Source organism: Streptomyces virginiae, from assembly GCF_040638905.1.
GTDB lineage: Bacteria > Actinomycetota > Actinomycetes > Streptomycetales > Streptomycetaceae > Streptomyces > Streptomyces virginiae_B.
In genome coordinates, this window is the sequence record NZ_JBEZYV010000004.1 from 166,727 (window position 1) to 179,271 (window position 12,545).

At 71.3% G+C, this 12,545-nt stretch carries 12 protein-coding genes; 6 read left to right on the forward strand and 6 right to left on the reverse strand.

What is annotated here, in order from left to right; all coding sequences use genetic code 11:
* Window position 1 precedes the first annotated feature (1 nt).
* The gene (gene groL / locus AB0F82_RS08690; protein ID WP_362625098.1) at window positions 2-1,630 is read left to right on the forward strand and encodes a chaperonin GroEL; all 1,629 of its coding nucleotides are present in this window, start codon (window positions 2-4) and stop codon (window positions 1,628-1,630) included.
* A gap of 63 nt (window positions 1,631-1,693) precedes the next feature.
* Here groL and AB0F82_RS08695 read toward each other — a convergent pair whose 3' ends face one another.
* From AB0F82_RS08695 to AB0F82_RS08705, 3 genes are all read right to left on the reverse strand, one after another.
* Complete coding sequence (locus tag AB0F82_RS08695; RefSeq protein WP_356811202.1) at window positions 1,694-2,404, reverse strand: ester cyclase; 711 nt, start codon at window positions 2,402-2,404, stop codon at window positions 1,694-1,696.
* Between the two features lie 104 nt (window positions 2,405-2,508).
* On the reverse strand, window positions 2,509-3,282 hold the full coding sequence (locus AB0F82_RS08700) for an SDR family NAD(P)-dependent oxidoreductase (protein ID WP_362625100.1): 774 nt from the start codon (window positions 3,280-3,282) through the stop codon (window positions 2,509-2,511).
* Between the two features lie 31 nt (window positions 3,283-3,313).
* The gene (locus AB0F82_RS08705; RefSeq protein WP_362625332.1) at window positions 3,314-4,000 is read right to left on the reverse strand and encodes an MOSC domain-containing protein; all 687 of its coding nucleotides are present in this window, start codon (window positions 3,998-4,000) and stop codon (window positions 3,314-3,316) included.
* 88 nt (window positions 4,001-4,088) lie between these two features.
* Between AB0F82_RS08705 and AB0F82_RS08710 the strand changes: the two genes are divergently transcribed.
* Window positions 4,089-4,994 (forward strand): LysR family transcriptional regulator, encoded by a 906-nt coding sequence (locus AB0F82_RS08710; RefSeq protein WP_356811200.1) that lies wholly within the window; start codon window positions 4,089-4,091, stop codon window positions 4,992-4,994.
* 216 nt (window positions 4,995-5,210) lie between these two features.
* Here AB0F82_RS08710 and AB0F82_RS08715 read toward each other — a convergent pair whose 3' ends face one another.
* Window positions 5,211-5,537 (reverse strand): WhiB family transcriptional regulator, encoded by a 327-nt coding sequence (locus AB0F82_RS08715; protein ID WP_030027725.1) that lies wholly within the window; start codon window positions 5,535-5,537, stop codon window positions 5,211-5,213.
* Between the two features lie 390 nt (window positions 5,538-5,927).
* Between AB0F82_RS08715 and AB0F82_RS08720 the strand changes: the two genes are divergently transcribed.
* From AB0F82_RS08720 to AB0F82_RS08735, 4 genes are all read left to right on the forward strand, one after another.
* On the forward strand, window positions 5,928-6,539 hold the full coding sequence (locus AB0F82_RS08720) for a response regulator transcription factor (protein ID WP_003948568.1): 612 nt from the start codon (window positions 5,928-5,930) through the stop codon (window positions 6,537-6,539).
* Between the two features lie 374 nt (window positions 6,540-6,913).
* Complete coding sequence (locus tag AB0F82_RS08725; RefSeq protein ID WP_030659530.1) at window positions 6,914-7,543, forward strand: sigma-70 family RNA polymerase sigma factor; 630 nt, start codon at window positions 6,914-6,916, stop codon at window positions 7,541-7,543.
* A 114-nt stretch (window positions 7,544-7,657) separates the two neighbouring features.
* Window positions 7,658-9,157 (forward strand): IMP dehydrogenase, encoded by a 1,500-nt coding sequence (guaB, locus tag AB0F82_RS08730; RefSeq protein ID WP_356811199.1) that lies wholly within the window; start codon window positions 7,658-7,660, stop codon window positions 9,155-9,157.
* 139 nt (window positions 9,158-9,296) lie between these two features.
* On the forward strand, window positions 9,297-10,421 hold the full coding sequence (locus AB0F82_RS08735) for a GuaB3 family IMP dehydrogenase-related protein (protein WP_362625103.1): 1,125 nt from the start codon (window positions 9,297-9,299) through the stop codon (window positions 10,419-10,421).
* Between the two features lie 285 nt (window positions 10,422-10,706).
* Here the strand turns inward: AB0F82_RS08735 and AB0F82_RS08740 are convergent, their stop codons facing one another.
* Window positions 10,707-11,177: a hypothetical protein gene (locus AB0F82_RS08740; protein ID WP_362625105.1), complete on the reverse strand. Its 471-nt coding sequence runs from the start codon at window positions 11,175-11,177 to the stop codon at window positions 10,707-10,709.
* Window positions 11,178-11,294: 117 nt separating this feature from the next.
* Window positions 11,295-12,524, reverse strand: a complete 1,230-nt coding sequence (locus tag AB0F82_RS08745; RefSeq protein ID WP_356811196.1) for a nucleotide sugar dehydrogenase — start codon at window positions 12,522-12,524, stop codon at window positions 11,295-11,297.
* Between the last annotated feature and the right edge of the window lie 21 nt (window positions 12,525-12,545).

Here is a 12,545-nt window from a genome sequence, read left to right on the forward strand (position 1 = left end):
CATGGCGAAGATCCTGAAGTTCGACGAGGACGCCCGTCGCGCCCTCGAGCGCGGCGTCAACAAGCTTGCCGACACGGTCAAGGTGACGATCGGCCCCAAGGGCCGCAACGTCGTCATCGACAAGAAGTTCGGCGCCCCCACCATCACCAACGACGGTGTCACCATCGCCCGCGAGGTCGAGCTGGACGACCCGTACGAGAACCTGGGCGCGCAGCTCGTGAAGGAGGTGGCGACCAAGACCAACGACATCGCGGGTGACGGCACCACCACCGCCACCGTGCTGGCCCAGGCGCTGGTCCGCGAGGGTCTGCGCAACGTCGCCGCGGGCGCGTCCCCGGCCGCCCTGAAGAAGGGCATCGACGCCGCGGTCAAGGCCGTCTCCGACGAGCTCCTCGCGACGGCCCGCCCGATCGAGGACAAGTCCGACATCGCCGCCGTCGCCGCGCTCTCCGCGCAGGACGCCCAGGTCGGCGAGCTCATCGCCGAGGCGATGGACAAGGTCGGCAAGGACGGTGTCATCACCGTCGAGGAGTCCAACACCTTCGGCCTGGAGCTGGAGTTCACCGAGGGCATGGCCTTCGACAAGGGCTACCTCTCGCCGTACATGGTCTCCGACCAGGAGCGTATGGAGGCCGTCCTCGACGACCCGTACATCCTGATCAACCAGGGCAAGATCTCCTCCATCCAGGACCTCCTGCCGCTGCTGGAGAAGGTCATCCAGGCGGGTGGCTCCAAGCCGCTGCTGATCATCGCCGAGGACGTCGAGGGCGAGGCGCTCTCCACCCTCGTCGTCAACAAGATCCGCGGCACCTTCAACGCGGTGGCCGTCAAGGCCCCCGGCTTCGGTGACCGCCGCAAGGCGATGCTGCAGGACATGGCGACCCTCACCGGTGCCACCGTCATCGCCGAGGAGGTCGGCCTCAAGCTCGACCAGGCCGGTCTGGACGTGCTGGGCTCCGCCCGCCGCGTGACCATCTCCAAGGACGACACCACCATCGTCGACGGTGGGGGCAGCTCCGACGAGGTCCTCGGCCGCGTGAACCAGATCAAGGCCGAGATCGAGTCCACGGACTCCGACTGGGACCGCGAGAAGCTGCAGGAGCGCCTGGCGAAGCTCGCCGGCGGCGTCTGCGTCATCAAGGTCGGCGCCGCCACCGAGGTGGAGCTCAAGGAGAAGAAGCACCGTCTCGAGGACGCCATCTCCGCGACCCGTGCCGCGGTCGAGGAGGGCATCGTCTCCGGCGGTGGCTCCGCGCTCGTCCACGCCGTCAAGGTCCTCGAGGGCAACCTCGGCCTGTCGGGCGACGAGGCCACCGGTGTCGCGGTCGTGCGCCGCGCCGCCGTCGAGCCGCTGCGCTGGATCGCCGAGAACGCGGGCCTCGAGGGCTACGTCATCACCTCGAAGGTCTCCGAGCTCGACAAGGGCCAGGGCTTCAACGCCGCCACCGGCGAGTACGGCGACCTGGTCAAGGCCGGCGTCATCGACCCGGTGAAGGTCACCCGTTCCGCGCTGGAGAACGCCGCCTCCATCGCCTCCCTGCTGCTCACGACCGAGACCCTGGTCGTCGAGAAGCCGGCGGAGGACGAGGGCGACGCCGGTCACGGCCACGGTCACGGCCACAGCCACTGACCCCGCTCCACGTCGAAGGCCCCGTTCCGCAGTCGCGGAGCGGGGCCTTCCCCGTGTTCGGGCTCAGGTTCCGTAGGGCGATCCGGTTCCGCCCATCTGGCGCTGCAGGGCTCCGGGGTTGTAGTGCCACCAGCCCTCGATGATCTCTCCGTCCTGGCACCGGAAGGTCGTGGTCCCGGACATCTCGTACGTCTTCCCGGTCGGTGCGACCCCCATGAACTCTCCCTTGTGGGTGCCGCGCCAGTTCCACACCGTCGTGACCATGTCGCCCTCGGACACCTGGGCGATCGGCTCGAAGGTCATGTCGAAGGCCGCGCGCCACGTCTCCATGTCGGAGCGCATGCCCTCGCGTCCGATGACGGTGGGTTCCTCCTTGCTGGCGTCGTGGTCGATGTAGTTCGTGGCGAAGCACTCGTCCAGGACGCTCATGTCGCCGGCCGTGGCGGCTTCCTGGAACACCCGGTTGCAGAGCTGCTTGTTGAGGTGTTCGTCGCGGACCACGTCGAGGTTCATGAACTTCGGCATTCCCTCGCAGAGGGCCACCATCTCCTGGAACATCCGGTCCGTCTCGGGGAGCTGAGAGTTCCTCATCGCCTCCTCGTACGAGGCGAATTCCACCATGTCCACGTAGTGGTTCCGGGCCTCGCGGTCCTGGCCGATCATCGTGTGCGTGGCGGTGCGCCTGCCGCTGCTCTGTTCCGCCCAGCGGTCGATGAGTGCGTTCATCTCATCGAACCGCGTGGTCTCATAATCGATCACCTGTACGAATGTCATCGCGTCGCCTCCCGCCTGAGATGGGACATGTCCAGTTTAGGGAGGGTTGACCCGTTTGGCGGATTTGGTGGTGCTCCGACGGAGCTACCGACGGGTCACGAGCGCTACTGGGGCCCGTACTTGCGGCCCGTACTCGAGGACACCCCGCCCAGCAGCCCGCGCGGCGCCAGCTTCACGACGCCCATCAGCGCCTTGTACCGCGGGTCCGGGATCGACACCGTCTTCCCGCGCGCCAGGTCGGCCAGCGCCGCCGCCACCAGCTTGTCGGCGTCGAGCCACATCCAGCCGGGGATGTTGTCCGTGCCCATGCCGGCGCGCTGGTGGAACTCCGTGCGTACGAAGCCGGGGCACAGCGCCATCAGCCGGACCCCGGACCCCGCCATGTCCCGCGCCGCGCCCTGGGTGAACTGCACGACCCAGGCCTTGCTGGCCCCGTACGTACCGCGGGGTACGAAGGCGGCCACCGAGGCCACGTTGATCACGCCGCCGCGGCCGCGCGAGCGCATCGACTCCGAAGCCGCCGAGGTCAGCCGCAGCACCGCCTCGATGTGGACCTTCAGCATGGTCAGCTCGTCGGCCATGGAGACCTCGAGGTAGCGGCCCTTGTTGCCGAAGCCCGCGTTGTTGACCAGCAGGTCGACCGGGTGCGTACGGTCGCCGAGGCGCTTCTCCACCGCCGCGATGCCCTCCTCCGTGGAGAGGTCGGCGGCCAGCACCTCGGCCTCGATGCCGTGCAGGTCGTGCAGCTCCGTGGCCTGCTCGCCGAGCCGCTTGGTGTCGCGCGCCACCAGCACGAGGTTGTGTCCCTGGGCGGCCAGCCGCCGGGCGAAGGCGGCGCCGATGCCCGCCGTGGATCCCGTAATCAACGCAGTCGTCATAGGCGCAACCTAGCGGCCCCGGATGACAGCGTTATCGCACCCCGGCCCCGGCCCCGTACTTCTCGACGTACTGGCGCACGGTCTCATGCGCCTCCGGCTCCATCGCCGCCCCCGCGGCCAGGGTGCGCGGCAGCAGGGCGCGCTCGGTGGTGAAGGCGCGGAACCACAGCTGCACCGTCACGTCGTGGTCCGGCCGGTGGATGATCTCGATGGGGTCGCCGGGGGAGACCGAGCCTTCCTGGATCACCCGCAGGTACGCGCCCGGCCTGGCCTCCCGGGTGAACCGCCTGACCCAACCCGCCTCGCCCAGCACCCCCTGGAAGGTGCGGCACGGGATGCGGGCCGAGGCCACTTCGAGGACGAGGTCCGTGCCGACCCGCCAGCGGTCGCCGAGCCGCGCGGTGTTCAGGTCGATGCCGGAGGTCGTGAAGTTCTCGCCGAAGAGCCCGCCGGGCAGCTCGCGGCCCAGCTCGCGCTCCCACAGGTCCAGGTCCTCGCGGGCGTACGCGTAGACGGCCTGGTGGTCGCCGCCGTGGTGGCGGCGGTCGCAGACGGCGTCGCCCTCCAGGCCGCTGCCGAGGCCGGTCGCCTTCGCGCCGGGGGCGAGGACGCGGACCGGGCCGGGAACGGGACGCTTGCCGATGCCCGTCACCCCGCTCTTCGCGTCGGTGTGCTCGGAAGGGGAGGCGGCGCCGAGGTTCACGGAGATCAGATGCATGGGACCCATGAGCACAGGCTAACCGGGCTGCCCCAAAGCGTCACAGGGGTATTCGCGCAGCGATGAAAGCGGGCCTTATGCTCGGAGGGTGATCGAGGCACGTCATCTCCGGGTACTGCGCGCCGTCGCCGGGACCGGATCCTTCTCCGCCGCCGCGCGTGAGCTCGGCTGTACCCAGCCCGCCGTCTCCCAGCAGATGAAGGCGTTGGAGCAGTCGGCCGGCACCCCGCTGCTCATCCGCACCGGCCGCGAGATGCGGCTGACCCAGGCGGGCGAGGCCCTGGTCCGGCACGCCGCCGGGATCCTGGCCGGGCTGACCGCCGCCGAGGAGGAGGTCGCGGCCATCGCCGGGCTGCGCGCGGGCCGGGTACGGCTCGTGTCCTTCCCCAGCGGCAGCTCCACCCTGGTGCCGACCGCGCTCGCGGCGATGCGCGCCGAGCACCCGGGCACCCGTATCTCCCTGGTCGAGGCCGAACCGCCGCGGTCGGTGGAGATGCTGCGCGAGGGCGACTGCGACCTGGCGCTGGCCTTCCGCTACGGGGGGTCCGCCGGGTCCGCCGCCGAGTGGGACGACCTCGTGGTGCGGCCGCTGCTGACCGACCGGCTCGTGGGGCTGGTCCCCGAGGGGCACGCGCTGGCCGGGGCCGAGCGCGTGGGCATGGCGGAGCTGGCCGACGAGCCCTGGATCGCGGGCTGCCCGCGCTGCCGCCGCCATCTGGTGGAGGTGTGCGAGGAGGCGGGCTTCACCCCGCGGATCGACTTCGCCACCGACGACTACCCGGCGGTGGTCGGCCTGGTCGGCGCGGGGCTGGGCGTCGCGGTGCTGCCGGAGCTCGCGGTGGAGTCCGTCCGGGCCAAGGGCGTCAGTACGGTCGTCGTCGAGCCGGCCGTCGAGCGGGAGGTCGTGGCGCTGACGCTGTACGACCTGGCCCGGGTGCCGGCCGTGGCCGCGACCCTGGCCGAGCTGGAGCGGGCGGCGGCGGCCACGCGCTGACGCGGGCCCGGCCGGACGCGTGAGCGCACAGCCCGGCCGTACACCCCGGCCGTACACCCCGGCCGTACACCCCGACCGCACACCCCGGCCCTGCGCGGCGGCCGTACGCGCCGGGGCGCGTACGGCCGAACGCGTGAACCGGGACCTGGCGGCGACACGCTCGGGCAGGCGGGGGGTGGCGCGGAGGAAACGTTCCTTCCGTCGTTTGGGCGGCTCTCAGTGCGGCGCGATCGGTCCGATCGCACTCGACGCGGGGATCAGTCGATGCCGGGCGCGGCCCATCAGTTCCTCGCGCTCGTCCTCCGTGAGGCCGCCCCACACCCCGTAGGGCTCACGGACGGCGAGTGCGTGCGCAGCGCATTCCGAACGAACCGGGCATCGCATGCAGACCTCTTTAGCCGAGGCCTCGCGCGCGCTCCTGGCCGCGCCCCGCTCGCCCTCCGGGTGGAAGAAGAGGGAGCTGTCGACCCCGCGGCAGGCGGCTAGCAGCTGCCAGTCCCAGAGGTCGGCGTTCGGTCCGGGGAGGCGGGAGAAATCTGCCATTGGTAGTCCTCTTGGTGCCGGTACTGAGGCGGATACGGGTCCATGTCTCCAAGGGTCTCCACACCTACTGTCGGAGTAGATGTAAATATGACTCATTGGGAATCTAGCCTCAGACACGTGCCAAACGGAAGGAAAGCCGCCAAATAGGGCATAGCTCCAGATGGAGGACAAGCAGCTCGCGCCTCCCCCGTCGTGATCGCTTCCTCACGTAGAGTGCCGAAGGTGTCCGTCCGACCCGTAACTCTTTCGAGTGACCATCGTTGAGAGTGCGAAGGCGGTTGAACCCACAAGTTCTCGGACAGGTGTCCGGGAGCATCGACCGCACAGGTGACGATACGTACCAGCCTGGAGGCTCAAGGTGACGCGCATCAGCAGCTGCGGAGGGCGGTCATGACTTCCGTCCTCGTCTGCGACGACTCCCCGCTTGCCCGAGAGGCGCTCCGTCGCGCGGTTGCCACCGTGCCCGGCGTCGAGCGTGTGACGACGGCTGCCAACGGCGAGGAAGTCCTCCGCCGCTGGGGCGCCGACCGCTCCGACCTGATCCTGATGGATGTACGGATGCCCGGGCTCGGCGGTGTGGAGACGGTGCGCCGCCTCCTCTCGGCCGACCCCGGCGCCCGCATCATCATGCTGACGGTCGCCGAGGACCTGGACGGCGTGGCCCTCGCGGTCGCCGCCGGAGCCCGCGGCTACCTGCACAAGGACGCTTCTCGCGCCGAGCTGCGGGCCACGGTCACCCAGGCCCTCGCCGACCCGACCTGGCGGCTGGCCCCGCGCCGGCTCCGCTCCGCCGAGATGGGCGCCGCGCCCACCCTCACCGCGCGCGAGATCCAGGTCCTGGAGGGCATGAGTCACGGCCGGTCCAACGCGGAGATCGGGCGCGAGCTCTTCCTCTCGGAGGACACGGTCAAGACGCACGCCCGCCGGCTCTTCAAGAAGCTCGGCGCCTCGGACCGCGCGCACGCCGTGGCGCTCGGCTTCCGCTGGGGTCTCGTCCGCTGACCCGCCGCGGCCGGGCCCCGCCCGCTCCGCCGCACACCGCGGATCGTCGAGAGCGGTCCCGTCCGCCACCGGTGGACGGGGCGGCGCGCCGCTCTTGCCGTCGTCCGGCGCCTGCCGGCGCCCCTTCTCGTCGCGGTAGCCCCGTCCCGCCGTACCCGGTGCGCACCCGGGGGTTGGCGGGGCACAATCCGGGGGACGTCTCGCTTCGTGCGCGATGCCGCATCCTTGAGGGTGTGGAGTCTCTCGGGGACTATTCGGCCGAGCGGGAGGGGAGGGCGCAGATGCAGAGTTCCGGCGCACCCGCTCATAACGCTTCGACGCACAACAAGGGCCACGGTGCCGCGGATGCTCCGGCGCCAAGGCACCATGGACGGATGCGCGACGACGAGGCCCTGGGGTCCCCCGCGGCCACAGGCCCCACCGGCGCCGCCGGAGGCGGCAGTGCCGGGGGCGTCAGCGCGCTGGTCCGCCGGGCGGTGGAGGGTGACGAGCAGGCCACGCACGACCTGCTCGCCTTCGTGCACCCGCTCGCCATCCGCTACTGCCGCACCCGGCTGTCACGGCTTCCGGGTGACGCTCGCCACTTCGTGGAGGACCTGGCGCAGGAGGTCTGCGTCGCCGTCCTGATGGCGCTGCCGCGCTACCGGGACACCGGTCGGCCCTTCGAGGCCTTCGTCTTCGCCATCGCCGCGCACAAGGTCGCCGACCTGCAGCGGGCCGCCATGAGGCACCCGGGCAGCACGGCCGTGCCGTCCGACGAGATGCCCGAGCGGCCCGACGACTCGCTCGGCCCGGAGGAGCGCGCGCTGCTGAGCAGCGACGCCGCCTGGGCCAAGAAGCTGCTGGCGAACCTTCCGGAGAACCAGCGCGAACTCCTCGTCCTGCGGGTGGCCGTCGGGCTGACCGCCGAGGAGACCGGCCAGATGCTCGGGATGTCCCCCGGTGCCGTGCGCGTGGCCCAGCACCGGGCGCTCAGCAGGCTCCGCGCGCTCGCCGAGCAGTAGGCCTACCCGTAGGAAGCTACGAATCTTCCGGTTGACCTTGGTCGTGGAATGAGACGCGTCGGGATCCCGTTAGCATGGACATCCGCGCTGAGCAAGACCATTTGGGAAGGTGTCATGACTGCCGACGGAGTGCCCGACAAATTCGCGACGCTCGGACTGACCTACGACGACGTGCTGCTGCTGCCGGGCGCGTCGGACATGGCGCCGAACGACATCGACACCTCTTCCCTCATCTCCCGCAACGTGCGTGTGAACATCCCGTTGCTGTCCGCGGCCATGGACAAGGTCACCGAGGCCCGCATGGCCATCGCGATGGCCCGCCAGGGCGGCGTCGGCGTGCTCCACCGCAACCTGTCGATCGCCGACCAGGCGAACCAGGTGGACCTGGTCAAGCGCTCCGAGTCCGGCATGGTCACCGACCCGATCACGGTGCACCCGGACGCGACGCTGCGCGAGGCCGACGAGCTCTGCGCGAAGTTCCGCATCTCCGGCGTGCCGGTCACCGACCCCGCGGGCAAGCTCCTGGGCATCGTCACCAACCGCGACATGGCCTTCGAGTCGGACCGCAGCCGCCAGGTGCGCGAGGTCATGACGCCGATGCCGCTGGTCACGGGCAAGGTGGGCATCTCCGGCGTGGACGCCATGGAGCTGCTGCGCCGCCACAAGATCGAGAAGCTTCCGCTGGTCGACGACGGGGGCGTCCTCAAGGGCCTCATCACGGTCAAGGACTTCGTCAAGGCCGAGAAGTACCCGAACGCCGCCAAGGACAAGGACGGCCGCCTCCTCGTCGGCGCGGCCGTCGGTGTCGCGGGCGACGCGTACGAGCGTGCCCAGGCCCTGATCGAGGCGGGCGCCGACTTCATCGTCGTCGACACCGCCCACGGTCACTCCCGCCTGGTCGGCGACATGGTCGCCAAGATCAAGTCGAACGCCACGGTCGACGTCATCGGCGGCAACGTCGCGACCCGCGACGGCGCCCAGGCGCTGATCGACGCCGGCTGCGACGGCATCAAGGTCGGCGTCGGCCCCGGCTCCATCTGCACCACCCGCGTCGTCGCCGGCATCGGCGTCCCGCAGGTCACCGCGATCTACGAGGCCGCGCTCGCCGCCAAGGCGGCCGGCGTCCCGGTCATCGGCGACGGCGGCCTGCAGTACTCCGGCGACATCGCGAAGGCCCTCGTCGCGGGCGCCGACACGGTGATGCTCGGCTCGCTGCTCGCCGGCTGCGAGGAGTCCCCGGGCGAGCTGCTCTTCATCAACGGCAAGCAGTTCAAGTCCTACCGCGGCATGGGCTCGCTCGGCGCGATGCAGTCCCGCGGCGACCAGCGCTCCTTCTCCAAGGACCGCTACTTCCAGGAGGGCGTGGGCGGCGACGACAAGCTCATCCCCGAGGGCATCGAGGGCCAGGTGCCCTACCGCGGTCCGCTGTCCGCGGTCGTCCACCAGCTCGTCGGCGGCCTGCGCCAGTCGATGTTCTACGTGGGCGGGCGCACCGTGCCGGAGCTCCAGGAGAACGGCCGCTTCGTGCGCATCACGTCGGCGGGCCTCAAGGAGAGCCACCCGCACGACATCCAGATGACCGTCGAGGCCCCGAACTACAGCCGCAAGGGCTGAGCAGGCGCAAGGCGGAGGGGCGGGCCCGGATCACCGGGCCCGCCCCTCTCGCATGGCGTCCGTACAGCGGTCGCCGGAACGCGGCCCGCCGGGGTTCGGGGATACTGGACGGGCAGACCCAGAGGAAAGGCCACCACACGTGACTGAGATCGAGATCGGGCGCGGCAAGCGCGGCCGCAGGGCGTACGCGTTCGACGACATCGCCATCGTCCCGAGCCGGCGGACCCGGGACCCGAAGGAGGTCTCGATCGCCTGGCAGATCGACGCGTACCGCTTCGAGCTCCCCTTCCTGGCCGCCCCCATGGACTCGGTCGTCTCCCCGCAGACCGCGATCCGCATCGGCGAGCTCGGCGGCCTCGGCGTGCTGAACCTCGAAGGTCTGTGGACCCGCTACGAGGACCCGCAGCCGCTGCTCGACGAGATCGCCGAGCTGGACGAGCAGGCCGCGACCCGCCGCCTCCAGGAGATCTACTCCGCCCCGATCCAGGCGGACCTGATCCGCCGGCGCATCAAGGAGGTGCGCGACTCGGGCGTCGTGACCGCCGCCGCGCTGTCCCCGCAGCGCACCGCCGAGTTCTCCAAGGCCGTCGTGGACGCGGGCGTGGACATCTTCGTGATCCGTGGCACCACCGTCTCCGCGGAGCACGTCTCGGGCGCCGCCGAGCCGCTGAACCTCAAGCAGTTCATCTACGAGCTCGACGTACCGGTGATCGTGGGCGGCTGCGCCACCTACACCGCCGCCCTGCACCTGATGCGCACCGGCGCCGCGGGCGTGCTGGTCGGCTTCGGCGGCGGCGCCGCGCACACCACCCGCAACGTGCTCGGCATCCAGGTCCCGATGGCGACCGCCGTCGCGGACGTGGCCGCGGCCCGCCGCGACTACATGGACGAGTCCGGCGGCCGCTACGTGCACGTCATCGCCGACGGCGGCGTGGGCTGGTCGGGCGACATCCCGAAGGCCGTCGCCTGCGGCGCCGACGCGGTGATGATCGGCTCCCCGCTGGCCCGTGCGACCGACGCGCCGGGCCGGGGCAACCACTGGGGCATGGAGGCGGTCCACGAGGACGTGCCGCGCGGCAAGAAGGTCGACCTGGGCACCGTCGGCACCACCGAGGAGATCCTCACCGGTCCCTCGCACAGCCCGGACGGCTCGATGAACATCTTCGGCGCGCTGCGCCGCTCGATGGCCACCACCGGCTACAGCGAGCTCAAGGAGTTCCAGCGCGTCGAGGTCACCGTCGCGGACTCCCAGCACCGCCGCTGAACCCGGGTGATTCATGCCGAAGGGCCCGGCCCCCGCAACGGGGGGCCGGGCCCTTCGGCATGCGTGGTCCGGATCGGCGGCGGCATGCGGACCACGGAGGGCCGGAACGCCGGCGTCGAGCGGGGCGAGCGCGCCGATCGTCGGCCGGTACGGGGCCGGCTCGACCGGGGAGGGGTATGAGCGGGGTCGCACGGATCATGGACCGGGACGGATCCCGTCGACCGGGATGCGCGGCCGCAGCCGGACCCGTCGTGCCTGCCCAGCGCCCTGTCGGCGGCCGGTGCGTCAGCCGGCGGACTTGCGGGCCGCCTGGAAGGCGGCGTAGGCGCCGATCGCGTAGAAGAGGATCGAGATCGGGTCGATGTTGTCCACGTAGTGCTGGTTGAGGTTCACGAGCTCGCTGGTGAGCAGTTCGGAGACCGGGATCCCTTCGTGCTCGGACACAGCGAGGGCCATCTCCAGGAGGTAGCCGACGTACACGCCGGCGAGCGTCAGCACGGCGCTCAGGACCGGGAGGAGGGGGTTGCGGCCGCCGAGGCGGACGGCGACGAGGGCGACCGCGAGGCCGACGCCGGCGGCCAGGTAGCCGATCTGGAATTCGATCGCGCTCATGATCGCGCCGTAGAGGGCGCCCGCGACCACGGCGGTACCGGCCGCCGCGAGGATCGCCAGGCCGACGTTGCCGCCGCGGGCCGGGGCCGGGGCGGCGACCGGGGAGTAGGAGTCGGGCGCGGGCGGCGTGAAGTTCTGGCTCATGTGGAAATTTCCCCCCAGGGATCCGAGCGCACACGTGGCCCTCGGGCATAAGTGCGAGATAAGCGACGCCGCAGGCTAGCAGGCCGGTCGGACGTCGCCTGGGGGATTTCCCGGTGCTCAGAGCCGGTGGGCCGCGCCCACCGGGCTGGCGCCGCGGGTGTCCAGGAGCAGCTGCGCCTTCACCGCCAGGGCCTGCATGTCGTAGGTGCGGTGGTGCTGGAGCAGGATCGTGAGGTCGGCGTTGGCCGCGGCCTCGTACAGGGACTCGGCGCGGGGGACCGGCTGGTCCCTGACCCGCCAGCCCGTGATGTACGGGTCGTGGTAGCTGATCAGCGCCCCCAGGTCGATGAGGCGGCTGGCGATCTCGCCGGCCGGGGAGCCCTCCTGGTCGGCGAGGTCGGGCTTGTACGTGACCCCGAGCAGCAGGACGCGGGCCCCGCGGGCGGACTTGCCGTGCTCGTTCAGCAGGGTGGCGGAGCGCTGGATGACGTACTGCGGCATCCGGTTGTTGATCTCCTGCGCCAGGCCGACCATGCGCAGCGGGTGGCCGGGGGTGCGGGTGGTGTGGGGGAGGTAGTTCGGGTCGAGGGGGACGCCGTGGCCGCCGACCCCGGGGCCGGGGCGGAAGGCCTGGAATCCGTACGGCTTGGTCTCGGCGCAGCGGATGACGTCCCACAGGTCGACGCCGAGGTCGTGGCAGAGCACGGCCATCTCGTTCATCAGGGCGATGTTGACGTGGCGGTAGTTGGTTTCGAGGAGCTGCACGGTCTCGGCCTCGCGCAGGCCGCGGGCGCGGACGACCTTCTCGGTGAGGCGGGCGTAGAAGGCGTGCGCCGACTCGGTGCAGGCGGGGGTGAGGCCTCCGATCACCTTGGGGGTGTTGGAGACGCCGTGCGTCCGGTTGCCGGGGTCGAGGCGGCTGGGGGAGTAGGCCAGGTGGAAGTCCCGGCCGGCGCGGAGTCCGGATCCCTCCTCCAGGATCGGCCGCAGGTAGTCCTCGGTGACGCCGGGGTGGGCGGCGGACTCGAGGATCACCGTGGTGTGCGGGCGCAGCCGCGCGGCGAGCGCGCGGCCCGCCCCGCCCACGGCGGAGAGGTCCAGCGCGCGGTCGGCGCCGAGCCGGGTGGGGGCGCAGATGACGGCCGTGCGGACTCGGCCGAGCTCGGCGGGGTTGGTGGTGACCCGGAAGCCGGCCGCCGACATGCGGCGGATCTCGGCAGCGGAGAGAGTGGAGTCCGTGACCGGACCGCTGTCGTAGCCGACCGTCTCGATTCCGGCGGCGACGGCCGCCTGCGCGAGCGGGAGGCCGAGATGGCCCAGTCCGATGACGGCGAGGTCTGCGGGCATGGGGATGCCGTCCCTTCCCTG